General features: G+C 45.4%; 29 protein-coding genes and 1 pseudogene. 14 read left to right on the top strand and 16 right to left on the bottom strand.

What is annotated here, in order from left to right; translation table 11 throughout:
- The first annotated feature begins 81 nt into the window (after window positions 1–81).
- The gene (locus ACLGGO_RS15850) at window positions 82–1,104 is read left to right on the top strand and encodes a hypothetical protein (protein ID WP_446420018.1); all 1,023 of its coding nucleotides are present in this window, start codon (window positions 82–84) and stop codon (window positions 1,102–1,104) included.
- 348 nt (window positions 1,105–1,452) lie between these two features.
- Here ACLGGO_RS15850 and ACLGGO_RS15855 read toward each other — a convergent pair.
- Window positions 1,453–1,563 (bottom strand): annotated as a pseudogene (locus ACLGGO_RS15855) (Precorrin-3B methylase); the annotation flags it as partial.
- A 78-nt stretch (window positions 1,564–1,641) separates the two neighbouring features.
- Between ACLGGO_RS15855 and ACLGGO_RS15860 the strand changes: the two are divergent.
- Window positions 1,642–2,145 (top strand): leucine-rich repeat domain-containing protein, encoded by a 504-nt coding sequence (locus tag ACLGGO_RS15860; protein ID WP_446420019.1) that lies wholly within the window; start codon window positions 1,642–1,644, stop codon window positions 2,143–2,145.
- A gap of 68 nt (window positions 2,146–2,213) precedes the next feature.
- Here ACLGGO_RS15860 and ACLGGO_RS15865 read toward each other — a convergent pair whose 3' ends face one another.
- Window positions 2,214–2,930, bottom strand: coding sequence for a response regulator (locus tag ACLGGO_RS15865; RefSeq protein WP_446420020.1), 717 nt, complete (start codon window positions 2,928–2,930; stop codon window positions 2,214–2,216).
- A 337-nt stretch (window positions 2,931–3,267) separates the two neighbouring features.
- Between ACLGGO_RS15865 and ACLGGO_RS15870 the strand changes: the two genes are divergently transcribed.
- The 3 genes from ACLGGO_RS15870 (at window position 3,268) to ACLGGO_RS15880 (ending at window position 6,927) form a co-directional block, all read left to right on the top strand.
- Entirely contained in the window at window positions 3,268–3,693 is a 426-nt protein-coding gene (locus ACLGGO_RS15870; protein ID WP_446420021.1) for a DoxX family protein, read from the top strand.
- A gap of 127 nt (window positions 3,694–3,820) precedes the next feature.
- The gene (locus ACLGGO_RS15875; RefSeq protein ID WP_446420022.1) at window positions 3,821–5,653 is read left to right on the top strand and encodes a protein kinase domain-containing protein; all 1,833 of its coding nucleotides are present in this window, start codon (window positions 3,821–3,823) and stop codon (window positions 5,651–5,653) included.
- Window positions 5,654–5,808: 155 nt separating this feature from the next.
- Window positions 5,809–6,927 carry an alpha-hydroxy acid oxidase gene (locus tag ACLGGO_RS15880; RefSeq protein ID WP_446420023.1) on the top strand — a complete coding sequence of 373 codons (1,119 nt, stop codon included), beginning with the start codon at window positions 5,809–5,811 and terminating at the stop codon, window positions 6,925–6,927.
- A gap of 64 nt (window positions 6,928–6,991) precedes the next feature.
- Here the strand turns inward: ACLGGO_RS15880 and ACLGGO_RS15885 are convergent, their stop codons facing one another.
- The gene (locus ACLGGO_RS15885) at window positions 6,992–7,735 is read right to left on the bottom strand and encodes a histidine kinase (RefSeq protein WP_446420024.1); all 744 of its coding nucleotides are present in this window, start codon (window positions 7,733–7,735) and stop codon (window positions 6,992–6,994) included.
- A 131-nt stretch (window positions 7,736–7,866) separates the two neighbouring features.
- Complete coding sequence (locus ACLGGO_RS15890) at window positions 7,867–8,694, bottom strand: hypothetical protein (protein WP_446339749.1); 828 nt, start codon at window positions 8,692–8,694, stop codon at window positions 7,867–7,869.
- Window positions 8,695–8,968: 274 nt separating this feature from the next.
- Here ACLGGO_RS15890 and ACLGGO_RS15895 point away from each other — a divergent pair, with 274 nt between their 5' ends.
- Window positions 8,969–9,883, top strand: coding sequence for a hypothetical protein (locus tag ACLGGO_RS15895; RefSeq protein ID WP_446420035.1), 915 nt, complete (start codon window positions 8,969–8,971; stop codon window positions 9,881–9,883).
- Window positions 9,884–9,927: 44 nt separating this feature from the next.
- Here the strand turns inward: ACLGGO_RS15895 and ACLGGO_RS15900 are convergent, their stop codons facing one another.
- Together ACLGGO_RS15900 and ACLGGO_RS15905 are read right to left on the bottom strand one after the other, a co-directional pair.
- Window positions 9,928–10,386 (bottom strand): MgtC/SapB family protein, encoded by a 459-nt coding sequence (locus tag ACLGGO_RS15900; protein WP_446420025.1) that lies wholly within the window; start codon window positions 10,384–10,386, stop codon window positions 9,928–9,930.
- Between the two features lie 52 nt (window positions 10,387–10,438).
- A complete protein-coding gene (locus ACLGGO_RS15905) occupies window positions 10,439–10,681 on the bottom strand; it encodes a hypothetical protein (RefSeq protein WP_446339747.1) in 243 nt (80 codons plus the stop codon).
- Window positions 10,682–10,719: 38 nt separating this feature from the next.
- Between ACLGGO_RS15905 and lipB the strand changes: the two genes are divergently transcribed.
- A complete protein-coding gene (gene lipB / locus ACLGGO_RS15910) occupies window positions 10,720–11,385 on the top strand; it encodes a lipoyl(octanoyl) transferase LipB (RefSeq protein ID WP_446420026.1) in 666 nt (221 codons plus the stop codon).
- Here lipB and ACLGGO_RS15915 read toward each other — a convergent pair.
- Both ACLGGO_RS15915 and ACLGGO_RS15920 read right to left on the bottom strand, forming a co-directional pair.
- Window positions 11,382–12,374 carry an FHA domain-containing protein gene (locus ACLGGO_RS15915; RefSeq protein ID WP_446420027.1) on the bottom strand — a complete coding sequence of 331 codons (993 nt, stop codon included), beginning with the start codon at window positions 12,372–12,374 and terminating at the stop codon, window positions 11,382–11,384. The genes lipB and ACLGGO_RS15915 overlap by 4 nt on opposite strands.
- Window positions 12,375–12,526: 152 nt before the next feature.
- Window positions 12,527–13,204 carry a DUF3120 domain-containing protein gene (locus ACLGGO_RS15920; RefSeq protein WP_446339754.1) on the bottom strand — a complete coding sequence of 226 codons (678 nt, stop codon included), beginning with the start codon at window positions 13,202–13,204 and terminating at the stop codon, window positions 12,527–12,529.
- A 277-nt stretch (window positions 13,205–13,481) separates the two neighbouring features.
- Here ACLGGO_RS15920 and ACLGGO_RS15925 point away from each other — a divergent pair, with 277 nt between their 5' ends.
- Window positions 13,482–14,456 carry an undecaprenyl-diphosphate phosphatase gene (locus tag ACLGGO_RS15925; RefSeq protein ID WP_446420036.1) on the top strand — a complete coding sequence of 325 codons (975 nt, stop codon included), beginning with the start codon at window positions 13,482–13,484 and terminating at the stop codon, window positions 14,454–14,456.
- A gap of 52 nt (window positions 14,457–14,508) precedes the next feature.
- Here the strand turns inward: ACLGGO_RS15925 and ACLGGO_RS15930 are convergent, their stop codons facing one another.
- Window positions 14,509–15,225, bottom strand: coding sequence for a TerC family protein (locus ACLGGO_RS15930; RefSeq protein ID WP_446339744.1), 717 nt, complete (start codon window positions 15,223–15,225; stop codon window positions 14,509–14,511).
- 174 nt (window positions 15,226–15,399) lie between these two features.
- Between ACLGGO_RS15930 and psaM the strand changes: the two genes are divergently transcribed.
- Both psaM and ACLGGO_RS15940 read left to right on the top strand, forming a co-directional pair.
- A complete protein-coding gene (gene psaM, locus ACLGGO_RS15935) occupies window positions 15,400–15,495 on the top strand; it encodes a photosystem I reaction center subunit XII (RefSeq protein ID WP_071777246.1) in 96 nt (31 codons plus the stop codon).
- A gap of 185 nt (window positions 15,496–15,680) precedes the next feature.
- A complete protein-coding gene (locus tag ACLGGO_RS15940) occupies window positions 15,681–16,169 on the top strand; it encodes a slr1601 family putative cell division protein (RefSeq protein ID WP_446420028.1) in 489 nt (162 codons plus the stop codon).
- Window positions 16,170–16,215: 46 nt separating this feature from the next.
- On the opposite strand, the gene ACLGGO_RS15945 is transcribed toward ACLGGO_RS15940, so the two are convergent.
- A complete protein-coding gene (locus ACLGGO_RS15945) occupies window positions 16,216–16,920 on the bottom strand; it encodes a tetratricopeptide repeat protein (RefSeq protein WP_446339742.1) in 705 nt (234 codons plus the stop codon).
- 514 nt (window positions 16,921–17,434) lie between these two features.
- Here ACLGGO_RS15945 and ACLGGO_RS15950 point away from each other — a divergent pair.
- Together ACLGGO_RS15950 and ACLGGO_RS15955 are read left to right on the top strand one after the other, a co-directional pair.
- On the top strand, window positions 17,435–17,899 hold the full coding sequence (locus ACLGGO_RS15950; RefSeq protein WP_446339741.1) for a hypothetical protein: 465 nt from the start codon (window positions 17,435–17,437) through the stop codon (window positions 17,897–17,899).
- Window positions 17,900–17,910: 11 nt separating this feature from the next.
- A complete protein-coding gene (locus tag ACLGGO_RS15955; RefSeq protein ID WP_446420029.1) occupies window positions 17,911–18,465 on the top strand; it encodes a glutathione S-transferase family protein in 555 nt (184 codons plus the stop codon).
- A gap of 210 nt (window positions 18,466–18,675) precedes the next feature.
- Here the strand turns inward: ACLGGO_RS15955 and ACLGGO_RS15960 are convergent, their stop codons facing one another.
- The 6 genes from ACLGGO_RS15960 to ACLGGO_RS15985 all read right to left on the bottom strand — a co-directional run bounded on the left by ACLGGO_RS15960 (window position 18,676) and on the right by ACLGGO_RS15985 (window position 23,523).
- Window positions 18,676–18,813 carry a photosystem II reaction center protein K gene (locus ACLGGO_RS15960; RefSeq protein WP_006103223.1) on the bottom strand — a complete coding sequence of 46 codons (138 nt, stop codon included), beginning with the start codon at window positions 18,811–18,813 and terminating at the stop codon, window positions 18,676–18,678.
- Window positions 18,814–18,935: 122 nt separating this feature from the next.
- The gene (gene rpmA, locus ACLGGO_RS15965) at window positions 18,936–19,223 is read right to left on the bottom strand and encodes a 50S ribosomal protein L27 (RefSeq protein WP_446339739.1); all 288 of its coding nucleotides are present in this window, start codon (window positions 19,221–19,223) and stop codon (window positions 18,936–18,938) included.
- A gap of 40 nt (window positions 19,224–19,263) precedes the next feature.
- Window positions 19,264–19,707: a 50S ribosomal protein L21 gene (gene rplU, locus ACLGGO_RS15970; protein ID WP_446420030.1), complete on the bottom strand. Its 444-nt coding sequence runs from the start codon at window positions 19,705–19,707 to the stop codon at window positions 19,264–19,266.
- A gap of 367 nt (window positions 19,708–20,074) precedes the next feature.
- Entirely contained in the window at window positions 20,075–22,084 is a 2,010-nt protein-coding gene (locus ACLGGO_RS15975; protein ID WP_446420031.1) for an ABC transporter ATP-binding protein, read from the bottom strand.
- A 36-nt stretch (window positions 22,085–22,120) separates the two neighbouring features.
- Entirely contained in the window at window positions 22,121–23,329 is a 1,209-nt protein-coding gene (locus ACLGGO_RS15980) for a glycosyltransferase family 4 protein (protein WP_446420032.1), read from the bottom strand.
- Complete coding sequence (locus ACLGGO_RS15985; protein WP_446339733.1) at window positions 23,317–23,523, bottom strand: hypothetical protein; 207 nt, start codon at window positions 23,521–23,523, stop codon at window positions 23,317–23,319. Before ACLGGO_RS15985 ends, ACLGGO_RS15980 begins: the two co-directional genes overlap by 13 nt.
- A gap of 253 nt (window positions 23,524–23,776) precedes the next feature.
- Here ACLGGO_RS15985 and gloB point away from each other — a divergent pair, with 253 nt between their 5' ends.
- The gene (gloB, locus tag ACLGGO_RS15990) at window positions 23,777–24,550 is read left to right on the top strand and encodes a hydroxyacylglutathione hydrolase (protein ID WP_446420033.1); all 774 of its coding nucleotides are present in this window, start codon (window positions 23,777–23,779) and stop codon (window positions 24,548–24,550) included.
- Between the two features lie 119 nt (window positions 24,551–24,669).
- A complete protein-coding gene (rplI, locus tag ACLGGO_RS15995) occupies window positions 24,670–25,128 on the top strand; it encodes a 50S ribosomal protein L9 (protein WP_446339731.1) in 459 nt (152 codons plus the stop codon).
- Window positions 25,129–25,249: the final 121 nt, after the last annotated feature.

The raw sequence follows: 25,249 nt of genomic DNA on the forward strand, positions 1-25,249 counted from the left end.
GCCGTTATTGGCTCTTCAGCTAGCGCTAGTGCCTAAAACCGCCCCGACAATTGATTTCTTTAGCCAGACAAGGTGTCACCCATGGGTTTCAAATTCGTCAAACCAGTTCAACGATTCCTGCTGAGTACAGCGTTACTTTCTTTGGGACTCTGGAGTTCCCCGGTATACGCTCAAGTCTCTGATGCTCAAGTTTCAGCGCTTGTGGAAGCCTTGCGACTAGCCGCACCGCAAACGGGGAGGGCAGATGATGGACTCTATAGTGACTGGCAAATTAAACCGGGTAACATTCCCCGATGGTCAAAGCAATGTACTGGACGGGAACTTTCACCTGCCGATTTTGAAGCCTCTCCCGTAACGGCGCGGGCTATTTTGGTTTGCGTGATGCGGGATGTGTTGAACGAACAGTATCGCGCCAGTAATAATAATGAGTCCGTGGCAATACAACGAACAGCCGCTTGGTGGATGACTGGGGATGGGAGTCAATATAATAGCGTTCCTCGAAACTCTTACACCTACACTTACATTCAGAATGTTCTGAAAAATTACCAACAGCAACGCCGCAATCCCCAGGCGCAAAACCCAGCGACTCCCGCCCAACCCACTACTACTCCCTCTGCAACAAAACCAGCATCGTCTTCGCAACGGACGGAAAATCAATCGTCAGCCGCCTCTCAACCTCAAGCCGCCCGTTCCTCAGCTAATAACGCGATTTCTGATACTAAAGTCGCCGCTTTAGTGGAAGCACTACGACGAGCAGCACCGCAAACGGGAATAGAAAATGATGGACTTTACAGTGATTGGCAAATTAAACCAGAAAATATTCCCCGTTGGTCTAATCAATGTATTGGAGAGGAACTTTCACCCGCCGATTTTGAAGCGAGTCCAGTGACTGCCCGTACTATTTTAGTTTGCGTGATGGGAGATGTGTTTAATGAACAGTATGAGGCGAGTGATAATAATGAGACAGTAGCGGTACAGCGGGCTGCGGCTTGGTGGATGACAGGTGATCCCCAGCAATATAATCAGGGTTCAACGGCGGCTTATACTCAACGAGTTTTAAATTTTTATCGGCAATCTTTATTGAATTCATTCCCACATTTGTAAGGAATAGGCATAGCGACTAAGATGGTCGCACGACTAGAGCGATCGCGTGTGAGATGATGAGCGTGGGAGAACAGGGAAATCCGGGAAAAAACACCCCCTTTTTCAGAGGCTCTCTTTATTTGTAGAGAGCATTGGTGTCAACTTAAGCCAGAAACCCCTCACCCCCAGCCCCTCTCCCACTCTGGGGAGAGGGGAGAAAGAAGGATTTTATATTACAGACATAGCCAGCTACATCTTTTCCAGCGTATTGCAAGTTCGTGAGGTACAGTATTTTTCCCTGATCAATTAGTATCACTATAAGGATACAAAGAACCTGTTTCAATTTGACAAATCAGAAGTCACCTGAGTTCGATAGGCAGGATTATTGTGAGCATCCCAGTAGCTACGGGCAACCCGAATCCGCCGACAGACTTCCTTGATCAGTGCTTTTCCCGTCAGGGGTTGTTTCTGTTTTGCCATATTTTAATCAGAATGCACTACTCTCAATCCTAACCTTTAGGATGAAAGCGTTTGCCCTTACTTGGGGGGCTGAATACCATGACATCCCCGAAAAGCTCTGTCAAAATAGAGCTATTCAGCATAGGGGATGGTATGACGCGGGAAGAGTTGCTGTCACTCATTAACCAGGCATCGAATGAGGGATGGAAAGAATTAGATTTATCAGGAAAAGGGCTAACAGAATTGCCTCCAGAGATTGGCAAGCTAACGCAACTTGAAACATTGATTTTGGGAACTTGGGCAAAAGAGAAAAAGGGTTCTCAAGGGCTGAAAGGCTACGAGTTGATAGGGCATCGACTTGTTCCCTTGATTTTGGGTAATCGCTTGAAGTCTTTGCCGCCTGAACTGGTAAATTTGGTCAACCTGCGGAAGCTGGACATAAGTGGCAACCCTTGGGAAAGAATTCCCGATGTGGTCACTCAACTCCGGCATCTGGAGCAATTAACTCTAATTCGCTTAGAGCTGAATGAGTTTCCCGAATCGATTAGTCAAGCCGTAGTGCGAGCGTCTCGCTCGCTATTTTGCCTGGTTTTGAACCGATAAAGGCTTAAACCCTTGCATTTCAATGTTTCTTTTATCGACGCAGTGAAGCATCTGTTCAGATTCTGACACTACATCAACCCAGAACGAATCGCCTGAACTGCTGATTGTGTAGAACCATCACCACGTAGTTTTTCCAAAACATTTCGGACATAAACTTGAACTATTTCCACTGGAATATCTAACCGTTTAGCAATCATGTCATTATCGTACCCCTCAATAATGAACTGCAAAACGGCTAACTCCTTTTCAGTCAAAGGACAAGCTGATATAAGTGGGCTGGACTCGCTAATAGAAGCCTGAATGGGTGCTGTTTCTTTGGCGGCTGCTATCTCAGGTTGAGCTTGGGTTAAACTGGCATGTTTTAGGACAGTTTTAGCAATTTCGGGATCGAGCCAAACATCGCCTCTATGGGTAAGTTTAATCGCCTTTAATAATTGATCTCGGTTAACCGTTTTTATGCAATAAGAATTCGCCCCCGCTGCCAATGCAGCCATAACAGTTTCTTCATTTCCCTGTAGGGTTAATATTAAAATTTTTGTAGAATTATCTTGCTGATGCTCTTTAATATTTTGGAATCGTCGAGTTAACTCAATGCCATCCATATCAGGAAGTCCAATATCAACAATCCCAACATCCGGTTTAACCGTTTCCAGTAAACTTAACCCATCAGAACCGTTTGTCGCTTCACCAACCCATTCAATCTCATGACTCTGTTGCAAGGCTGTTCTGAAGCCCATCCGAGTCAGTTCATGGTCTTCAATCAAAACGACTCTAATTTTACTCATTATCAATCTTTAATATCAGGTTTGCCAATAATCAGGTATTTTTTTCGCGTCGCCGAACATTTGTGCTAATTATGTCCTAGAGTGTCTTTAAGCCGTCGTGCATTGAAATTAGGTTATACCCGCGAGCAAGATGTTTGTGCTTCGTCCATGCTTTGCTGTCCTCCCAAGGGGGATTTCACGGTTAGGGAATCGCTCATTGAAATGCATCTTAGCTTACCCCGAACCCAAAGCGCGATCGCAACCCCGGTAACTGCTACGCTTAAGCTAGGCGTATCTGGACTTCCAGAACCTTGTACCCTGAATAATAGGACATTCACCCGTCAACGCAGGAACTCCTATGCAAAAGTACCTCCCTCTAGTCGCTCGTATCTTCCTCTCTGCTATTTTTATCAAATCAGGGATTGGAAAAATTTTCGGTTTCGCTAGCACTCAACAGTATATGGCTGCTAGCGGAATTCCTTTGGCTGGTCTAGTTCTCATTCCTACTATTATTGTATTACTAGGAGGGGGACTCTCGGTTTTATTCGGATACAAAGCTCGTTGGGGAGCATTATTACTGATTGGTTTTTTAATTCCCGCCACCTTGATTTTTCACACTAATTTCCCTGAAGAAGAAATTGCCTTTTTCAAAAATTTAGGATTGATGGGAGGATTATTAATGGTTGTCTCCTTTGGTGCGGGTGCAATTAGTTTTGATGAGCGCACAGAATCCTCAATGAACTCGGCGAAATCAAGGGATGATGTAATCAGAACAAACGGGTGAATAGAAAGAGTCCACAGCCGTGCTACCTGGCAGTAATAAAATCCGCTCGCACCCCAATAGTTGAAAGGAATCATTACTCTTCTACCCTTCTACCTTTTTACCCTTTTATCCTCCTACCCTTTTACTCTTGAGCTACTGTATTAATCCAAACTGTCCAAAACCTAAAAACAAAACCGAGCAAAACTTCTGCCAAACTTGCGGCACAAAACTGATAGTAGCAGAACGATATCGTCCGCTTCGGCTTTTGGGTACTGGGGGATTGGGTAGAACGCTGTTAGCCGAGGATGAATCCCAGCCATCAAACCCTTACTGTGCTATCAAACAGTTTTACCCTCAAGCACAAAACAATTCCCCAAAAGCTGCCCAATTATTTCATCAAGAAGCTGAACGATTAAAAGAATTAGGCAACCATCCCCAAATTCCGGAATTTTTAGCCTATTTTGATCAAAATAATTGTCAGTACATTGTCCAAGAATTTATCGATGGACAAAATCTAAATCAAGAGTTAGCAGAAGTAGGCGCATTTTCAGAGGGTCACATTCGCAGTCTGTTGAGTGATTTACTCCCCGTACTGCAATTTATTCATCAGGGAAATGTTATTCATCGAGATATTAAGCCAGAGAATATTATTCGGCGTCGTCGCGATAGGAAATTAGTCCTCGTCGATTTTGGTGCGGCTAAATATGCCACCTGGACGATTTTAGCTAAAACTGGCACAACAATTGGTTCTGCGGGATATGCGGCACCCGAACAGACGTTTGGTAAAGCTGTCTTTGCCAGCGATATCTATAGTTTGGGAGTTACCTGCATTCATTTGTTAACTCAGATGCAGCCGTTTGACTTATATGAACCTTTAGAAAATGGCTTTGTCTGGCGACAGTATTTAGTGAATAATCCCGTCAGTCAGAAACTTGCTGATATTCTGGATAAAATGATTCATCCTCTATTGAAACAGCGGTATCATTCTGTTGAGGAAGTCCTCCAAGATTTCCGTCAATTGGGGATAATTCAGGCAATAATTCAATACCAAACTAATTATCCAAAACCTGAAATTAATGCCTCTTTTGTTCATACACTCCAAGGGCATTCTGGGGGAGTTGGCACTGTAGCCTTTAGCCCAGATAAAAAAAGTCTTGCTAGTGGTAGTGTCGATAAAACAATTAAGTTGTGGCAAGTGAGTATGGCATGGGAAATTCGTACTTTAGGGGGATGGTTTTCCGGACAACATACCCAGGATGTGAGTTGTCTGGCGTTTAGCCCTAATGGAAAATATCTAGTGAGTGGGAGTCGGGATACAACCCTGAAGTTATGGCGGGTACGAACCGGAAAAAAACTGGTTAGTGTCAAAAGTCATAACGGTGGAGTCTATTCAGTAGCATTTAGCCCCAATAAACCCCTATTGGCAAGTTGCGGTAGAGATAGCACAATTAGAATTTGGCAGAGTCGTAGGTTGACAACGCTACAGGTTTTATCAAGTCATTCCAGTGGGTTTAATTGTGTCGCATTTAGTCCCGATGGGCAAATCTTGGCGAGTGGGAGTTTGGATGGGACAATTGAACTGTGGCACGTTCCCCATTGGCAAAAGCTGGAGACTCTAGCGGGACATCTAAACTCAGTTGATGCGATCGCGTTTAGTCCTGATAGTATAACTTTAGCCAGTGGCAGTTCTGACGGGATGATTCTGTTGTGGGATATTCGTACCCTTACCCAGACTTCTATCATTAAGGGTAATTTACTCCAGGTGCGTTCTCTCGCCTTTAGTCCCGACGGGCGTCTCCTCGCCAGTTGCGGTGGCGATAACAGGATTAGGATTTGGGAGGTTGCGACTGGACAAGACTGTTGTATTCTCGAAGGACATACGGACACAGTTCAAGTTGTGGCATTTAGCCCCGATGGACAAACCTTGGCGAGTGGTAGTTGTGATAGAACGATTAAAATTTGGCGAGTATGGTTGTTGTAGGGGCGAAGCATTCTTGCCAAAAACTTACTCCGAAGAGGATAAATATTCTTCAAGAATGCTGCGCCCATCTCCCAGCTGCGCCCATCTCCCAGCCCCAAAATTACCAAGGATTGAATATCGTTCCGGGTTTTCCCTGTTCCCTGTTCCCTCATTCTATGACTCAACCTATTAATCTTTTCGAGTACGAATCATTAGCTCATCAGCAGTTATCTCGAATGGCTGTAGATTATTACACCAGTGGCGCTTGGGATGAAGTAACGTTACGTGATAATCGTGCGGCGTTTGAGAAATTCAAACTTCGCCCCCGGATGTTGGTTGATGTGAGTCAGCGGGATTTAAGTACAACCGTTTTAGGTCAATCTCTCTCCCTACCGATTCTAATTGCACCGATGGCATTTCAATGTCTGGCACATCCAGAGGGGGAAATAGTGACAGCAAAAGCAGCGGCTAAAGTAGGATCAGCAATGGTGTTGAGTACCCTATCCACTCAACCTTTAGAAGAAGTCGCATTGGCATCAAAACAGGTGCAGTCAGAATCTCAGATAGATACTCATTCTCCATTATGGTTTCAACTCTATATGCATCGCGATCGCGCTTTGACTCAGAACTTAGTTGAACGGGCTCAAGCCGCAGGTTATAATGCCCTTTGTCTTACTGTAGATGCGCCTGTTTTAGGGTGTCGAGAAAAAGATAAGCGCAACCAGTTTACCCTACCTATGGGTATGGAATTGGCAAATTTAGCCCATCGAGATATTCCTGAAATCGTCGGCGAGTCGGGCTTATTCGCCTATTTTGTCCAGCAGCTTGACCCGGGGCTGACTTGGCAGGATTTGGACGGGTTGCAGTCCTTGACAAATTTACCAATTATTGTTAAAGGAATTTTAAGGGGTGATGATGCGCTGCGGGCAGTGGAACATGGGGCAAAGGCAGTGATTGTATCCAATCATGGGGGTAGGCAATTGGATGGTGCGATCGCGTCGATTGATGCTCTTGCTGAAGTTGTTGCGGCTGTCGGCGATAAGGTTGATGTGCTTATGGATGGAGGGATTCGCCGTGGCACAGATGTCCTCAAAGCCTTAGCATTGGGGGCTAAAGCGGTGTTGGTGGGGCGTCCGGTTTTGTGGGGATTAGCCGTGGCGGGAGAAGCTGGCGTGCAGCATGTCTTAGAATTGTTGCGGGATGAGTTGGATGTAGCAATGGCGTTGAGTGGTTGTGCCAAAGTCGAGGATATTGATCAGAGTTTACTCAAGTTAGGTTTTAAGGGGACAGATTAAAATTGCTCCCCTTCCCTGGTAGGGAAGGGGTTGGGGTTTAGGTTGGTAAAAGTCTTAAGCCAACTTATCGAACTGTATTTCGCTTATCAACGATAACGACATCTGGATCACCATCGCCTTCTATGTCATGAGCTTCAACAACTTCTCGCTCATTTACCCTTGGCTGCTTAACCGTTGACACAGGCTTTTGTTCTACATACTCTTCTTTCACCTCAACCTCTTCTCGACGCTCATGTTTAACTGGCTCAGGCGCCTCAAAGATTTCTAACTCTTCCGCATGGCGATCGCGCATAATTGACGCCGCACGTTCAACTCTGTCGTCACTTCCGCTGAACATCAACAAATAGTCGCCGGCTTTGATGCGCTCATTATACACCTTGGCTCTTTCTTCCGGAATACCCAGACCAATCAAAGCGCCAACAATACCGCCTGTTGCTGCACCAATTCCGGCTCCAGCTAACGTTGAGCCTAACGCCCCTATCTCAGCTCCGGCGGCGAGGATAGGACCAACACCTGGAATCGCCAGTAAACCGACGCCAATCAAGAAACCACCGACACCACCAAGAACAGTACCGGTAGTCGCGCCTATACCTGCTCCTTCTTTGGCTTCATTCCCGTGTTTTTCGGTAATTTCCTTAGCGCCTTCTACGTCGTCGATATTCCGCGCTAGGAGAGAAACTCTCTCCATATCAAAATTCCCATCCTTGAGCGCCTGGATCGTATTTTGAAGATTTTCGCGCTTGGGGAAAATACCAACAACACGTTTGTATTCACGGCTTTCGGGGACAAACTTTTCTTTTTCTAGCATTACTGCTCCTTTGAATAAATTAAACAACGTTAGGCTTGACTTAGCCCTTTTTCTTTGTTGTGACTAAAGCACTTTGAACGAAGACAAAAGCATAAAATTAATGTCACACTTCATCATTCAGAACAAAACTTTTATTTATTATCGACAGCAGAAGGGAAAATATCTTCGGCTACGATAACGGGTCTGTCTACATATCTCGACCCAAACTCCTCAATCTTCTGCGCGTCCCAACCGAGGTCAGAATCCTGCAATAGCTTCGGGTCAAACTTACGCGCTACACCCGTCACGACGACTCGTTCGCCTTCTTGAACAACGCTATCTTCAGCTTTAAGATTGCGATTGATACCGATAACTAAAACGCCGATATCATCTACCCAACCATCTTCAAATAGAGAGATTGCACTGGGAGAGTAAATATCTCTAACATCACCCTCGACAGCAATAACTTTGTCGAAATAGCCCGTGGGCGCTTCCGCTAAGTCTTCAGTAGTCGGAGCCAGGGCGAGGGATTCAGCGATAATAACAGGTTGAGCTTCATACTCGGCATATTCGTCACCTAACTCTACACCGTATTCGGTCTCGATATCGGCAATTACCAATTGCGCGACTTCACCCGTTACTTGAATCGGAATCTCTTGATCCTCTGGCAGATCGAAGGGAGCTTCTGTAACATTAAGGATCAGAATAGGTTCGCTGCCCAACTCCTCCGCCTGTACGACATAGCCAAGGTCACCCACTTTTTGTTCGACTTTGTTTCTAATCGTGACCTCTTTGCCGATGATGTCTTCGGTATTTTCAGCAACATCTTCGGTGGTAACGTTGGTTTTTCCTTCCTGAATTTCCTCGTTATCAGTAGTGCAGCCAGGAAGGAGCAAAGCGGCTAGAGCAAATGCCATCACTCCTAAGTAAGTACCTATTCGTTTAGTCCATAAGGGGACGGAGTCTCCTTGATTCAACATGATTATTCCTATCTATAGAACAAAAGTTGCTGCTTATCTTGATCGCAGCAAACTAAGCTATCTAACTCGTTGATGGTTTAGATAGAGGTTGGAAATTATTTGCTATGTACTAAACCATAGTCGCCCTAAATAGTCGTTGTGGAATCTATCAGGAGAGTGACTTGCTCCCTCTAACTAATTGCAGATTTTTTCAGAAGGGTGAGCGGTTAGGCTTTCTCAGCCTAGACGCCAGGGGAGATTGAGCGGGTAATGAATCTCTGCCATAATGGTTCAAATGCAAACACTAAACACCCTAGCTATAACCCTCATTGTAGGCGTCACACTAACGGTTTCACCCTTTGCCCAACCCGTTCAGGCACAACCCTGGCGTCCTGTGCGTGGTAGTATCCTCTTTGGGATTAGTGGCATGGCATTCTTAGAACAGCAACAGGGTTCCACTTCGTTTCTAATTGTTCATGACAATAAAAGAGTAGGGGAAGGGCGTCTGGCGATGATCAGGATTACCGGCGAACAAGCCCCTGAATATTTTCCGCTCAACTGGTCAAACCAACCCTTACCTATAGATTTAGAAGCACTCACGGCTGTTCCTGGACAATCGGAACCAACATTCATGGCGTTAACCAGTTCGGGAACAGTCTATCATTTTCGGCTCAGCGCCAATCATCAGGATGTATCTTTTTTAAACATATTTAATTTGCCAAATTTGCCTGAAGGGACTAACTTAGAAGGGTTTGCTTTGCAACAAATTAATGATAAGCTGCTCGCGGTTTGGGCGCATCGGGGTAACACTGAAGAACCTGGAGTCCTGTACTGGGGATTTTTGGACTTGAAAAATGATGAGATTACGCCTCAAGGTTCAGCTCGTTTAACTGTACCGTTTCCAGTGAGTAATGTTCGCCATATTTCTGATGTAAAGGTTGATTCGGCTGGCATTGTTTACATCACCTCGGCTTCAGATAATGGTGACGATGGACCCTTCCAATCCGCCGTTTACGTAGCAGGTGTTTTGAGTCTACAGGATAACCGCATCGTATTTCAGCAAAACCAGACAATGGTTCCTATTTATCGCTTAAATTATCATAAAGTAGAAGCGATTGAACTCGTACCTGGTACAGCCGGAGGCATAATTTTAGGCACAGATGATGAAAATATGGGTTCATCAGTTTGGGGCTTTGACAGAATGTTTTAGTCCCTAATGGTAAATGCCCTTTGCCTTCTTGGAGCTTTTTTGGACTAGCTATTCGGCTCAATTTTTTTAAACAGTCTCAAAATTACTAAAATAAATAAGGCAGAAATTAAACTTAAAACCCATAACCCACACCCCGCCGCAATTCCCAAAGCTGATGACACCCAAATCGCCGCCGCCGTAGTTAGTCCCCGAATTCTATATCCTTGTCGCTGCGGCTGAGATTCTTGTACGATTACTCCTGCACCTAAAAATCCTACGCCACCGATAATGCCTTGAATCACGCGAGGAAGAGCATCTGCACTTTGTTCAGCCACACCAATTAATATGGGTATCAGGGTAAAGAAAGCAGAACCAAAGCTGACTAGAATATGAGTTCTCAACCCAGCAGGTTTGTCTTTGATTTCCCGTTCAAAGCCGATAATTCCTCCCACCAATAAGGCAATCCCGAGTCGGAGTCCTATCCCTAACCAATCGTTTGGCGAAAGTAAGTAAATGTTTGACAATGGTTTGGAACATATAGTAGGTTTGGTTGATGTAAGAAAACTCAACAGAATTTCAATCTGAATTCAAACGCTTGGTAATCTGGTTCATCAGTCCAGTCAGTAGCGCACCTGCCATTAAAATACCGATCGCAGGAGTAAAGACAGGATTCCACAGGCTATACCACAAGTCTAATCCTAGGGAAACACCAACCCCTCGCCCGATGAGTGCGATCGCGAACCAGAAGAAGCTAAATAAAACTAGGAAAAAATCAGCGACTAATAACTGATTGATCCAATAAATAAGTTTATCTTTCATAATTAATAGGGATGTTATCTTCACAGAATAGGACATGAATGGCGCAGCGTAAATGCTTGCTCGACAATCAAGGTCTTGTACCTTATACTATCGCCTGGGAACAACAGCGATCGCTCCTGTCACAACGGGTTAACGATCCCACCCTTGATGATGTTCTCTTATTAATGGAACATCCGCCCGTCTATACTTTAGGTCAAGGTGCTTCTTTAGACTTCCTCAAGTTCAACCCAAAAGAAGTCAACTGGGAAGTTCACCGTATAGAACGGGGAGGTGAAGTCACCTACCATTGTCCAGGTCAACTCGTGGGCTATCCCATTCTCAATTTACGCTATTATCAGCAAGATTTACACTGGTATCTGCGACAGTTAGAAGCCGTCTTAATTGAGGTTTTAGCGGTTTATGGACTTAAAGGCGATCGCGAAACGGGGATGACAGGGGTTTGGCTAGAGGGATGCAAGGTTGCAGCTATTGGCATTAAAGTCAGTCGTTGGATTACTATGCACGGCTTTTCCCTAAATGTTTGCCCAGACTTAAGCGGGTTTAAGCACATTGTCCCTTGTGGAATAGCCGATAAACCCGTTGGTAGTCTTGCCCAGTTCATTCCTGATATTACCGTAGACCAAGTCCGCCCAGTGGTCATTGCCAAGTTTGCCGAGGTTTTTTCGGTCAGTTATCGCGACTCATACAGGTTGAACCTAGTTTAGGTCAGTTTTTCCGAGCAGCGAATCGCTAAAAACTTATTCAGATCCGCATAAGTTCCCGCATAGGTAGTGGTTGGCGTATCATACCCTTTCAGGCTAACAACATGTTGTTTAAAGCCCAGCTCGTTGTATCCTAACTCTTCGAGATACTTATAGGTATCTTCTCCCAAAGCAATATCCAGACCAATTTGTTTCGTCGCCGACTCCAGACGAAACGCCGCGTTCACTGTATCGCCAATGGCGGTATAATCAGGGCGATCGCCACTACCTGTATTTCCCACCATCGCATAACCTGTATTCACTCCCGTACCAATGCGGAGCGGGAAGGGTAGGGGGTATTGACTCGAAAGCGACGCCGTCATGCTGTGCAAATCGCTAACCGCTTGCAACACGTTCAAGGCTTCGTCTTTACTCATCCCTTTATGTCCATGAAACCAAATTGCCATCACCGCATCGCCAATGTATTTATCCACCCAACTCCCTGATTTGCGGATAATATTTCCCGATTGGCGAAACCAGGTGCCAATCACGGCGGAGAGAATTTTTTCATCCAGTTGGCGAGTCAGAACCGTAAAGTCGCGGATATCCACCACCATCACCGACATCAGGCGGCGCACATGTAACGTAGAGGTTAGGGTTTCACTACTCGGAGGTTGGCTATAGTCGCGATCTCGGGTATCGGATGGCGAGTGAAATTCCAGTTCAGTCTGACCAAACATCAGCCGATCACCATTTCGTAATGTCACCGGAATACTCACTCGGCGTCCATTGACGAAGGAACCATTGCGACTTCCTAAATCAATCAGATAGAAATCACCGGTTTCAGTACACTGTAACATCGCGTGATTTCGGGAAATCCAGCGATCTGAGAGGACAAAATTGTTATCATCTCCGCGACCAACCGTCCAGCAGTTACTACCCACCAGGGGGAGGTAGCGGTTACCAGTCTCAGTTGGTAGAAGTAAATAGGGAGTGGATCGTAGAGTCACCACAGGCACAGAAGCAACGACGGGTTAAAAAATAAACAGGAACTTAAATCTATATCCTAGTAGATGCATTCTGAAGCCAAACGAGTGATTCCGGAAACTTCACTGCCCACATTCTCAAATGTCAATAATTGTTTACTGTAGACATGCATTAGGACTTATTGCAGTGTAGCTGCTAGCCAAAATAGGCTATCTACCCAAATTGTACTCAATACCGCCCCGCTAAATGCCCACCACGGCAATTGTCCTCTCGTCAATGCCCCACATCCTACTAGTCCTAGTGTACATCCTAAAACCGCCGCCCAGCTAATTCCCCAAGGGGTTTGCACTTGTGCGATCGCCTCTTGCAAGATGGGTGTGATTAACGCTGGATCAACGTCCATGATCTGACGCCAGTATGGAATCAGATCGGTTAAATAAAAATATACATCAGTTAGAACTGTCCCGAACAGAGAACCCAGGTAAAATAAATTACCCACGACTCCTTTCCCCCGCCATAACCCCCAAAGGGCAAAGGGTAGACCAATTGCTTCGATGGGCAAATGTAGCAGGGGTTCACTCCGCAGCCAGCCCCAATAGATTGAACCCGCTAGCCAACACCAACTAAAACCAAGTACCAAATCGCCCCACACTTGCATCCCAGGACGCGCCATCAGCTTAACCCCCAGCCATACCCACCCTACGGTTAACACTACACTTAACCAGGGCAGTTGCCGGACTAATGGTGCTTGGACAAACACAGGTACAGATACCAGAAATGATGCAGCGGCAAACAGCCACCAGCCTTGACCTCTGGCTTTTGAGGCTATACCTAGGCAACTGAGGACGCGACCGATTGAGCCAGACAGCCAAACCTCTGCGGATGGGTGGGAGTAGTTGGAGGAGGTATCAGAAAACACACTATTGCGAAACACGATTTCTTTAATTTTCTTTACTTATGTTTACAGTTCTCAATATATCATGAGCAATATCCCCCCTAGGGGGATATGACATATTATAGTGTACTGCTAGCACCGCACAAAGTTTGCGATCGCGATTAAGCTATGCCAAAATGCCGATTAATGCTAGTGACTGGTGATTAGTGATTGGGGATTGGGAATTTTACAGACATACATGATCAAATTGCAGTGGCGGTGGTTCAAATTTTTAAGTATTAGCCTCCTGAGCGCCTTACTCATCATTCAGTTGAAGAGTTTCGGCACCACCTTACCGACAGACGTAGCCGTACCCACCACTCCATCCACCTCCGAGATGAACATTCCTCAAGCATTGGTACTGGGAATCGTGCAGGGGTTAACGGAGTTTATCCCGATTAGCAGTACGGCGCATTTAAAAGTGATACCCGTGGTATTCGGGTGGGGTGATCCGGGGGTGGCATTTACGGCGATTATTCAACTAGGGAGTATTGCTGCGGTGCTGTGGTATTTTTGGTCAGACTTATGGCAAATTTCCACAGGTACGATTAAAGCGATTCAGAGGAGGGATTACCAAGCCAACGATTTTCGTATGGCGGTGGGTATTGGCTTGGGTACTTTACCTATTGTCTTCTGTGGCTTGTTAATTAAGATATTTATTCCCGATTTTGATAATTCTCCCCTACGGAGTACCGTCGCGATCGCTTGTGCTTCAATTTTTATGGGGCTGCTGTTGGGCGTTGCGGAAAAGATGGGTAGGAAAGAGCGCAATTTCGATAAGTTGGGGATGCAGGATGGCGTCTTGATGGGATTTGCTCAAGCCTTGGCGCTGATTCCTGGGGTGTCGCGATCGGGTTCAACGATTACAGCGGGCTTGTTTATGGGATTGGAGAGAGGAACAGCCGCCCGATTTTCCTTTTTGCTGGGTATCCCAGCGATTACTCTAGCGGGGTTAGTTGAGTTAAAGGATTTATTAGAATCCGGAGTCGGGGAGGGGGGATTCATGCCCCTCACCGTGGGAGTGATATCATCAGCCGTATTTTCTTATGCCGCGATCGCGTGGTTGATTCGTTACCTACAAACCTCAAACACTTGGATTTTTGTCTGGTATCGCGTCGCCTTTGGTTTGGCAATTTTGGGTGCGGTTATCGCCGGGGTATTGCCAAATAGTTAGCCTTGTGGTATTGGAAAAAATATTAGTAATGAAATATGTGCCAGGGGCAGGTTTAGTCAAGCTGTTCATTAACCTCTGGTAGTGAGTTGTCTTCTTCATTCGTGCGCTGAGAAAATCCCCAAAGGAAGATCAGGGCAATACCAGTAATCATTAACCATTCTGGCGGCACTAATTCTGGATTAATTGCCCTAGCCAAAAGTCGCAATCCGACTAGACCAACCGTAATGTAACCTGCATCCTCCAGATTGGCATACTCCTGTAGCCAGCGGATGAATAATCCTGCCATAAACCGCAGGGTAATCACACCAATGGTGCCACCAACCAGAACCAGCCAGATTTGGTCAGAAATCGCGATCGCGGTGGTAACGCTATCTAAGGAAAAGGCTAGATCAGTAATGGCGATCAGGGGAATCACTTGCCAAAGCGACGTAAATCGCGGTCCATGATGGTGATGTTGTTCGTCTTCCTCTGAGGTAAAATGCTCGAAGACTAACCAGAGCAAATAAGCAGCACCGAGGAGTTCAAATTGCCAAAACTTGACCACCCACGTTGCCGTCAGAATCAGACTAATCCGCAGAACGTAAGCTACCCCTAAGCCAAAGTTCAGCGCCTGTCGCTGGATTTTTTTGTCTTCTAAACCTTGAGCGATTGTTGCCAGCGCGATCGCGTTATCGGCTGAGAGCACTGCTTCGAGAGCGATCAGAATCAGCAGGACTAAGGGGGCTTCTATTCCTAGATTGAACGGTAAGTTAAAAACTTGATCCAGCATTAATGAAATGAATAATGATTTCGACTATGGACGAGGGCGTAAGCTGCTCTTGCTCGGCAACTGTGACCCTTCTGTTAACTAATCTTAACGTGTTGACCGAAATTTCTGCCGAAAACGGAGCAATAGCCAGTAGACTAAAGGTCATATTGATGTCTAATTAGGAGCTTGTAAACCATGTCCCTTTCAGATACCCAAGTTTTCGTCGCTCTCGTCGTAGCGCTCATTCCCGGTATCTTAGCCTTCCGTCTAGCTACGGAACTCTATAAGTAGTTCTCATTCTTAATCGAACCGGGAATTGGGACATATAAGGGGTGCGACGTCAACCCTTATCTTGTAGATACAGATACGGTTTGAGTCGCCCCCCTGATATTCCGGATAATTGCAGTAAAATGCTGTAGGTTATCTGTCTGTACACACCTACAGATGCTCCCGGCAGTTGGTAGCACGGTAACTGAATGGTTAGTGCTAGTGTATCGGGTAATTTGCAGCGTGCTATTTACGAAAGTACCGATCGTGATGATAACGGGAGTCTTCAGCAAGTTTTTTTTGAGATGAATGCAATCCCAACCCCTCGACCAACTCGGCAACCTCTACCAACCCGCCGCAGGGTTACTCGCCAAGAACGTCGTCCTCGGCGGCATTCCTACTCCGTCGTTGCTGGTGAAATTACAGCTAAGTTAGTGGTAAATGTAATTCTTTGTACTGCCGCGATCGCTGGATTGGCGCAACTGTTGCCCTATCATTTTTCCCAAAGAGCGAAGTTACAAGAAGTACGCGCTGAAGTGAAACGCACCCAAAGCCGTGTCAAGAAACTCCGCAATGACTTCGGCGAAGCCTTTGATCCGGCACAAGCTAGACAAGTTATGCAAGATCAAAGTTATCGGGTTGATCCAAATCAGCGTCAGGTCGTCTGGGAAGATCGACGTCGTATGCCCGATAACTAAATAACGATCAAGTTTCCTGGGATAGTACACAAAGGATAATTCGAGTTTAAGCGGTTAACGGATCGAGCAACTCGCTCATCCAGGTTTCAACTTTCCGGCGTAGACGACCTGAGGTTCCTGATACAGGGAGTTGAGAGAGAGCGCGTTGATAGTCAGCGATCGCGCAGTTCCAATCTCCCCGTAGATGATAGGTACGACCTCGTTCGGCATAGATGTGGTTTTGTAGGCATCCCAAAATTAAAGCCAAGTCGAGGTTTTCTATGGCGAGGTCATAAAGCCCCAATTCCCGAAAGGTGATGGCTTGGTTAACCCAAGTGCGAACATTACGCGGATTGAGATCCAATGCTTTTTCATAATCCGCCAGGGCTTTAGCTAATTGTCCCATGGCAGCATAGTAATTGCCGCGATTATTGTAAGCACTGTCCAATTCAGGATTGAGTTGTAAGGCTCGGTTGTAATCGTCTAAGGCTTTTTGACGCTGACCCATTTGGAAGTAAATCAAGCCCCGATTGTTATAGTCAATGGCATGGGTAGGATGATGTCTAATTGCCTGACTCAAAAGCGCGATCGCACTACTGTACTCTCCCTGTTTGGCTTTGCGTTGTGCGCCGGTGCGTAGACTTTTAATCGAAAGGTGGTCTGGGGTTCGAGGTGTCAGTTTAATCGGGGGTAAAGGCTGGGGTTTGCGGCGGGACATGGGAATCCATTGTCTATTCTCTTCATCGCCTTTGATAAATACATGAGTGTTCATAATCGTCCTCCAACAACACCTGCGGTCTATCTACAATCAACCTTAAGTCTGGCTGCACCCCGCGAGTTGGTGTCGGTGTGTCACTTCCTGAGGCGTCTTTACTCCTCTTCATAATCACCAGCCAACCCAACGTATTGATGTTCTATGAGAAATCTACAGCACAGCTTAGCTGCTTTCCTGAAATCTTAGTGAATGAAGCTGAGTCATTCCCTCTATCCTGAGTGTTGTTCACTCCGCTAGCTGTGTGAACCTACAAAAATTGGCACAATCGGACACGAGTTCATATAGCTGGCGATCGCACTGAAATCTTTATTGCCATCTGGCGATGCTCTGTCTCCCAACCTTACCGGGCTAACGGTAACGCGCCAGAAATCTGCAATGTTTCTTTACATTCCCCGGCAAGTGATTGTCTAGTCTAACCCATCTATTAAGGATGTCCAGTCTAGAAGGTGGTAAAATGCAACCAAAGTAACTGATTGGTTTGGGTTGGGATATCATTAAGGACACTCAAAATATGGCAACGGCAACAGCATTACAGGATGCTCCTGACGTTAGTGCGGATAATTATTTAGTGGTAGGCTTAGCCACCTGCTTCTTGAAACAAGAGGGTGAAGTTGAGGAGGTAAAAATCCTGGAACCGATTCCTTCAGCGGCTCTGGAGGCAATTCTCAAAGGAATTCCAACGTCTTATTCCATGGCGCGTGGCACTACACTGGGCGAGGTTATCAGTGGTGACACCCCAGAAAAACCGCCTGAATTTCCCGTCGAGGCTCATTTTTGCGATGATTTTATCGTCCGCGCGATCGCAGCCGCTCGCACGTACAAAACTCGTCCGGAGGCACAATCCCACATTCCTCCTGGTACAATGCGCGATGATTTCAATTACTCCATCGAACGCAAGCGGGTGCTGAATCAGATACGAGTTGTGCGTAAGGAAGACGACGTTAAACAGCACGAATACACTCACAAAGTTCTTTAACCCAAACGACGATGCTAAAACTTTATGGTGGCTCCCGCAGTCGGGCGTCAATTGTCCAGTGGTATTTAGAAGAACTGGGCGTTCCCTACGACTATGTGCTGTTGGATATGCAAGCCGGGGAACATCGCCAGCCGGATTATCTGGCGATTAATCCCATGGGTAAAGTCCCAGCTATTGTGGATGGGGATTTCCCACTTTGGGAGTCGGGGGCAATTTTGCTCTACCTGGCTCAAAAATATGGCAACCTGAACGGATTGGAAGAGCAAGCAACCATAGCTCAATGGATTTTGTTTGCCAATGCGACCCTTGGTCCGGGAATTTTTGTGGAGGCGAGTCGAGAGCGGGAAATGCCGAAATTGTTTCCCCCGCTTGAGCAACGTTTACAAAATCAACCGTTCTTGTTGGGAGATCAGTTTAGCGTGGCTGATGTGGCGGTGGGAGCGTATTTGAGTTATATCCCGATTATGTTACAGCTTGACCTGAGCGAGTACCCAGCTATCTCACACTATATCAAGCGCCTTGGTGAGCGATCGGCATTTAAGAAAACGATTGGTGGACGCAGCTAAGAAGATAAAGCATCATTCTTAATCTGGCGGTGCAAGATCTGAGAAACTAAGGAATGGACGCGCTTACATCCGCAACGGATGAGAGAAACATCCTGTGTTTCGGAGTCTAGGGGCGACCCGTCCCTTGCACCAATTAACAACCGTATTCACCCAATTTGATCGGGTCGCCCTCTACTCAACCCCCTGTGTCAGAAACTGTTTCTTGAGGGTTTAACGGAAACCTACAGCAGCTTGCCAAACAAACGCTAGCAGCAAGAAAAAGACAGGGATGACCGGGAGAACATCTACGATAGGGTCAAAGATAGAATAAGCTTCAGGCAATTTCGCCAACAGCATGGCTGCTTCCATAGTTAAGTCTTCCTTTCTAAGCGAATTTTCAGAATTGAAATGGATCTTAACATGAACTGGGTTACAACTGAGCTAGCTTCAGGGGGTAGGTTGGGTCTAGGGAAGAGACCCAACCTACAAATCTAAACCTGAGCTGTTGCCAATTCAGCTTCAGCCGCAACTGGATAAATGCTCACTTTCTTGCCAGATTTACCCTTTCTCTCAAACGTCACCGTACCATCAATTAGGGCAAATAGAGTATCATCTTTGCCGCGACCGACATTGGTACCGGGGTGAAATTTAGTGCCACGCTGACGCACCAAAATGTTACCAGCTTTGACAACTTGACCGCCAAAGCGTTTAACTCCTAGCCGTTTGGCATTAGAGTCACGACCGTTACGGGTACTACCTGTACCTTTCTTATGAGCCATAGTCTCCTCTTATTTTAATCGTGTGAGTGGATTCCTATTCTTATTCTGAAGCAGTTTCAGATGTTGCTTCAGGTGCTGACTCCTCCGCCTCAGTTGCCATTACTTCTACAGGAGTCTCAGAAGTCGGTGTTTCTGGGGACTCAGTGCTAGTAGCCGCTAACACTGAACCATTCAGACTGATAGCATCAATCATCAGGCGGGTAATTTCCTGGCGATGTCCCCGCTTTTTGCGGGTTTTCTTCTTCGGCTTCATCTTGTAGACTAGGATTTTGCGATCGCGAAAATGTCGCATCACCGTGCCTTCAACTGTCGCTCCATCAACCCAAGGCTGACCGATGGTGACGTCACCATTATTCTCAACCAGCAAAACCCGTTCAATGGTGACTTTCTCCTCAGGTTCAACGGGTAGGAGTTCAATGTCGTAAAAGCGACCGGGTTCAACTCGGATTTGTTTTCCGCCTGTCTCAATAATTGCGTAACTCATGGGATTGTCCTTAAATGTAGCCGTACAGGTAGCTAGCTCATTGGTGAGTTGGGATTGACGCATTGGGTAGTCAGGATGACTATTTTCCCATTCGTCCCACTGCTGTAGAGAGGCGATGAATCGCTAGCTCTCTATGGGTTTGAGTAGCATTTGGTATATCTCGACCTGATCCGAGCAAGAATATACACGCAATTAACTATCATCCATCATTAGCTGATGATATGTCAATGAATATTCATTTTTTATACTGCATAGGCAAAAACATCATGTATTTCCTGGGCTGTACCCGGTTATAACGACAACTTGCTATTAAAGTAAATATAATGCTTTTTCATAACCCATATATTTTTTTATAATAAAAGGCTTCCTATTTTTTTGAAAACTTAGCACTATTCTCAAACAACTCAATAGTATTGAGAATATTTATAGCTGAACTATAGGATTCTTCTAATAATTCATTCTCCTCTTCTGGGGTATCTACTAAGTCATCCGCTAATAATCGGATAGAACCGATCATGGAATTGAGCATGGTTCGGACTTCGTGAGATGCTTTAATTAAAGCAGGATTCGTTGTCCGTTTAGCTTGAGGATGTTCAGCAAATTGCATCTGGTACAACCGTGCGTAGTACCCTCCTTTGCGTAAAAGTTCGTCATGTTTCCCGACTTCCATGACACATCCTTTCTCTAAGACGGCAATTTGATCAGCGTTTTGCACAGTTGAAAGGCGGTGAGCAATAACTAGAGTTGTGCGATCGCGACTTAATTCCTCCAGCGCTTCTTGTACCAGACGCTCAGAAACCGTATCTAATGCACTCGTGGCTTCGTCCAGAATCAAGATATCCGGATTTTGCAAAAGAGCGCGAGCAATGGCAAGACGCTGACGCTGTCCTCCTGATAATAGCACCCCGCGATCGCCAATCATCGTCTTAAACCCCTTCGGGAGTTGTTCAATAAATTCTAAGGCATTTGCCCGTCGCGCTGCTTCAATTACGTCTTTTTCAGAAGCATCCGGTCGAGCATAAGCAATATTATCGTGAACCGAGGTATTAAACAAAAATGTATCCTGGCTGACAATTCCCATATTATTACGGAGACTTTTGATATCAAACTCCCGTAAATCGATTCCATCTAGGGTAATACTCCCCTCTATGGGGTCATAAAATCGTGGTAATAAATCAGCTAATGTTGACTTGCCGGCACCCGACGATCCCACTAACGCTAATGTTGTACCATGAGGTAAGTATAAATCAACATCTTTTAATATTAACTTGTTCGGTTGAGTCGGATAGGCAAAGGATAGCTCATGAAAATGAATCCCTTCTTTTAAGGGATGGTAAGATTGAGAACCTGGGTTCATAAAGGGCTTATTATCCTGGCGCAAGAAGTCATGTGCCACTTCCACACTGGCAGAACTATTTGCCAAGGAACCCCTCGCTTTGTTTAACTGAGAAATTAAAGGTAAAAGCCGTTGCAGTAAGACGAGAAAACTAAGTAATACCGCCGATAGAGCCTCTATCTGACTGGCAAAAAATATTCGTCCCATAAACACAATTCCCAGCAAACCGATAATGCTAGTCACTTCACCAACGGGTCCTATTGCCGCATTGTTTGCCTGAGATTGAAAATCTGCCTTTTCGCGATCGCGAATTAGCTTTCGGATTCTCTGATACTCTCTCTCATCATTACCGGTAGATTTAACGAGTCTAATTCCGCTTAAAGTTTCTAGCACGGCAATCGAATAAGCTTTTGACAGACTTGATAGCTGCTTACCAAATATCTTGGCACGACTAATCGAATATTGATTGACTACAGCTACAATAGCCACTAAAACTGTTGAAGCTAAAGTCAATTGCCAAGAAAGAGCCAGTAACAAGGCGAGAAATACTAAAGCATTCGTTACGGTCACCATCATATTTAATAGGGTACTGACCTCGCCAGCGGCTCGACCAATTTCTGTACCCAGGCGATTCACTAGATCACCAACTTTCATGCGAGAGTAAAAATCTATATCTACATCGAGTAATAATTTTACTCCTGCTTCACGTAAATCACATGTAATTCTGCGTCTTAACGAACTGGAGGCTAATGTACTGGCATAATTAGAAATATTTTTTAAAGTAATTAGTCCCACAATAGCTCCCGCCATCGCTATCAGCCGATAATTTCCCTGTAGGTTATTAAAGGGTGACATAATCGCCTGAAGAATTGGCGGACCATTTTTTAAATCTAAATCTATACCTAAGAGATTTAAAATGATCGGAGCGATTAGGGCTGTACCAATACCGTTAAACAATCCACCCGATAGTCCCAACAGAACTGTTGTCGTAACTCGTACTGGATATCGTCTAAGAACTTTTGATAATAAATTGGAAGCCATAGAGTTTTATTTTTTTAGTCTATTCAATATTTAAAGCTATAATTTATTAATAACTTCAGATAGTATGTCTGCCATTTTGTCTATACTGTAACATTCTATGCACCTTTGTCTAGCCTTTTTTCCTCGCTCATTGGCGTCTTGATAGTTTTGGAATATCCACCGAATTTTATCAGCAATTTGTTCAGGAGAACTGGCATCAACCAGATAACCCGTGTCTCCTAAAATTTCCGGAATGTCGCCAACGCGCGTCGATAAAATTGGCTTGCCCATTGCCATCGCATCAGTTAGTTTTAAGGGAAACTGAGCTTTAGCGGCTGGAGTATCTCGCTGAGGAACGACCACAATATGAGCCGCTGCAACGACTTCAGGCATTGCTGAAACAGGTAACCTTGGTAGCTTGATAATCCAATGTCCCCACTTTTCCATAAGTTGATGGTCATAATCATCGTATGGACTACCCCCAACAATTACAAGCCTTAAGTCAGATTCATTTAATTGATCGAGTGCGAGCAAAACATCCTCTACACCTTTATAAGGTCGTGGCGCTCCTGGAAACATGATAACTCGATAGTTAGACAGATTATATCGTGTTCTACTCGTTTCTGGATTATACTGACTGGGATCGAATACTGTAGTATCTTTGCCCTGAGGGAGATATACACCACCAAAACGTTCTTGCATGAAATGGGTGTGAGTTGTGATTACATCAGCTTGGGAAACTAAGCCTTCTGTCAATCTTAAATAAACAGGATGATTCGGATTTCTGAGAGCGCCTTCAGGTTTGAGAATATCTCTAGCGAATTGTTTTAAGCTAGGACGATATGTCCAGTCATCGCCTCCGTACCAACTTAACTCCCAATCGTCTATATCTAGTAGAACAGGACATCGGGTTTTAAACTTTTGAATGAGGGCAACACCAAAGCTGGTTGGTTTTAATTTACTGGCATAAATAATATTTCCTTGGATATGTTTAATTAAATTATTGACTGAAATAATAAATTTTGGGTAATTATAGGCTGGAATTGTAACAATCGGAATTTCTGGCGGCGGACTATCTTGACGCTGCTCGTGGGGAACAAATCCGATAACTTCAACTTCATAATCAAGTTTTTGCAGAGCTTTATACAATAAAAATGGTCGAACGGCTCCGCCCCACCTGCCAGATCCACTGCTCGATAAGTCACTGACAACTAATGAAATTTTCCGCTTTGGTTTCGATGATTTGCTTTTTTTTAACTGATCCACTGTAGTCGTCCCATTTGCCGTTCATCCAATACACGATTGATATAACTACGTTCTTCATCAGTAACTTTATAGTCAGAAAGCATCGTAGTAACCAACTGAAGATACTCCAAACGACTCAATTGACCCGTATCGAGAATCCGATCAACAATTTGGGCGATCGCGGGACTAGAGGGGCGTTGAACAGTTCCTGCCATGGGCGGTTAGTCGTTGTTAGTGGTGACCTATACTCTTGACTTACGATAGCCTAGTTAACCGAGGTTCGTCATCTAAAGCTGAGTAAGCGGCAGTAGAGATAGGATGAAGGTTCAAGGCTTCCTTCGTAGCTCCATTCTAATCTAATGCCTATTCAGAATGTCGGCATAATCAGACGATTTGCCATTGAGGTGGTTTATCTCTAAATACGGAAAATGATTGATAACAGACTTTTGTGAGGAGAAACGATTCAATATGCAAGTCCATAGACTACCAGCCCTTTCGGATAACTATATCTTTTTGCTCCATGAACCCGAACAGAACATTGCAGCTGTCGTTGATCCAGCCGAGGCTCAACCTGTATGGCAGCATCTGGAAAAACTGGGTGCAGAGTTAGTAACAATTTTTAACACTCATCATCACTGGGATCATGTGGGTGGAAATCGAGAGTTAATCCAGCGATACCCTGAGGTGTGTGTCTATGGCGGAACCCAAGATCGGGGCAGAATTCCGGGACAACAGGTATTTTTACAAGAGGGTGACCAGGTTCAGTTTAGCGATCGCGCGGCTGAGGTCTTTTTTGTTCCCGGTCATACTAGCGGGCATATCGCTTACTATTTTCCCCCTGTCACCAGCGATGAAGTCGGTGAATTATTCTGTGGCGACACCTTATTCGCCGGAGGATGTGGCAGACTTTTTGAAGGGACACCCACACAGATGGTTGATTCCTTGAGCAAGCTACGAGCTTTACCAGACAATACTCGTGTCTGGTGCGCCCATGAATACACCCTAAAAAATCTCAAATTTGCCCGAACCGTTGATCCCAACAACCCAGACCTCCACAGCCGATATATTGACGTTGAAGCGGCTCGTCGGCGCTTAGAGGCAACAGTACCCTCCCTACTGGGCGTCGAAAAACTGACGAATCCCTTTTTGCGCTGGGAACAACCCACACTCCAAGAAGCTGTGAACAGTACAGAACCAGTACAAACCTTTGCCCGGTTGCGGGGGATGAAGGATCAATTTTAACCCAGGGTGTAGAGACGCGCCATGCTACGTCTCTACACGAATCCCAAATTTTCGTATAATTGGAGTTCTGAGTAAGCATCATATAGTCTAAGTTAAGCAGCCCGTACCCAAAAAAGACAATGGCAAAACGTGTACAGTTAGTTTTAAATCAAGACGTTAGGAAGCTAGGCAAAACTGGCGAACTGGTGGACGTCGCTCCTGGCTATGCTCGTAATTATTTGATTCCCCATGGCATTGGAACCTTAGCCACTGCTGGCATTCTCAAGCAAGTTGAGCGGCGCAAAGAACAAGAGCGACAACGTTTACTCGAAGAAAAGCAGCAAGCTGAAGCCCGTAAGACGGCATTAGAAACCATTGGTCGCTTTACCATCCGTAAGCAAGTGGGTGAACAAGAGGCAATCTTTGGTACAGTTACGGCAGCCGATGTAGCAGAAGCCATTCAAGCAGCGACGAACCAAGAGGTAGATCGTCGGGGAATCACGCTTCCCGATATCAGCAAGCTGGGTTTCTATAAAGCTCAAGTCAAACTGCATCCAGAAGTTACGGCGGTTATAGAAATTCACGTTGCCCCGATGTAGAGACGTAGCATGCTACGTCTCTACTCCGGATATAGGGGCGGGTTTTACCGGAGAAATTGGGTTTAAAGCCCCGTCCTTATAGGACGGCTTCAAAAACTGTGGTATGATTACGTCAAGTAAC

Source organism: Coleofasciculus sp. (genome assembly GCF_046565525.1).
In the GTDB taxonomy this organism is placed as follows: Bacteria; Cyanobacteriota; Cyanobacteriia; order Cyanobacteriales; family Coleofasciculaceae; genus Coleofasciculus.

Coding starts and splice junctions, on each gene's coding strand:
- ACLGGO_RS15985 (WP_446339733.1), bottom strand. CDS start 23,523: ATGGCAGGAACTGTTCAACGCCCCTCTAGTCCCGCGATCGCCCAAATT.
- rpmA (WP_446339739.1), bottom strand. CDS start 19,223: ATGGCTCATAAGAAAGGTACAGGTAGTACCCGTAACGGTCGTGACTCT.
- ACLGGO_RS15925 (WP_446420036.1), top strand. CDS start 13,482: ATGATCAAATTGCAGTGGCGGTGGTTCAAATTTTTAAGTATTAGCCTC.
- ACLGGO_RS15870 (WP_446420021.1), top strand. CDS start 3,268: ATGCAAAAGTACCTCCCTCTAGTCGCTCGTATCTTCCTCTCTGCTATT.
- ACLGGO_RS15960 (WP_006103223.1), bottom strand. CDS start 18,813: ATGGAAGCAGCCATGCTGTTGGCGAAATTGCCTGAAGCTTATTCTATC.
- gloB (WP_446420033.1), top strand. CDS start 23,777: ATGCAAGTCCATAGACTACCAGCCCTTTCGGATAACTATATCTTTTTG.
- ACLGGO_RS15865 (WP_446420020.1), bottom strand. CDS start 2,930: ATGAGTAAAATTAGAGTCGTTTTGATTGAAGACCATGAACTGACTCGG.
- ACLGGO_RS15850 (WP_446420018.1), top strand. CDS start 82: ATGGGTTTCAAATTCGTCAAACCAGTTCAACGATTCCTGCTGAGTACA.
- ACLGGO_RS15895 (WP_446420035.1), top strand. CDS start 8,969: ATGCAAACACTAAACACCCTAGCTATAACCCTCATTGTAGGCGTCACA.
- lipB (WP_446420026.1), top strand. CDS start 10,720: ATGGCGCAGCGTAAATGCTTGCTCGACAATCAAGGTCTTGTACCTTAT.
- ACLGGO_RS15890 (WP_446339749.1), bottom strand. CDS start 8,694: ATGTTGAATCAAGGAGACTCCGTCCCCTTATGGACTAAACGAATAGGT.
- rplI (WP_446339731.1), top strand. CDS start 24,670: ATGGCAAAACGTGTACAGTTAGTTTTAAATCAAGACGTTAGGAAGCTA.
- ACLGGO_RS15950 (WP_446339741.1), top strand. CDS start 17,435: ATGGCAACGGCAACAGCATTACAGGATGCTCCTGACGTTAGTGCGGAT.
- ACLGGO_RS15940 (WP_446420028.1), top strand. CDS start 15,681: ATGGTTAGTGCTAGTGTATCGGGTAATTTGCAGCGTGCTATTTACGAA.
- ACLGGO_RS15905 (WP_446339747.1), bottom strand. CDS start 10,681: ATGAAAGATAAACTTATTTATTGGATCAATCAGTTATTAGTCGCTGAT.
- ACLGGO_RS15860 (WP_446420019.1), top strand. CDS start 1,642: ATGACATCCCCGAAAAGCTCTGTCAAAATAGAGCTATTCAGCATAGGG.
- ACLGGO_RS15955 (WP_446420029.1), top strand. CDS start 17,911: ATGCTAAAACTTTATGGTGGCTCCCGCAGTCGGGCGTCAATTGTCCAG.
- ACLGGO_RS15930 (WP_446339744.1), bottom strand. CDS start 15,225: ATGCTGGATCAAGTTTTTAACTTACCGTTCAATCTAGGAATAGAAGCC.
- rplU (WP_446420030.1), bottom strand. CDS start 19,707: ATGAGTTACGCAATTATTGAGACAGGCGGAAAACAAATCCGAGTTGAA.
- ACLGGO_RS15975 (WP_446420031.1), bottom strand. CDS start 22,084: ATGGCTTCCAATTTATTATCAAAAGTTCTTAGACGATATCCAGTACGA.
- psaM (WP_071777246.1), top strand. CDS start 15,400: ATGTCCCTTTCAGATACCCAAGTTTTCGTCGCTCTCGTCGTAGCGCTC.
- ACLGGO_RS15885 (WP_446420024.1), bottom strand. CDS start 7,735: ATGCTAGAAAAAGAAAAGTTTGTCCCCGAAAGCCGTGAATACAAACGT.
- ACLGGO_RS15945 (WP_446339742.1), bottom strand. CDS start 16,920: ATGAACACTCATGTATTTATCAAAGGCGATGAAGAGAATAGACAATGG.
- ACLGGO_RS15880 (WP_446420023.1), top strand. CDS start 5,809: ATGACTCAACCTATTAATCTTTTCGAGTACGAATCATTAGCTCATCAG.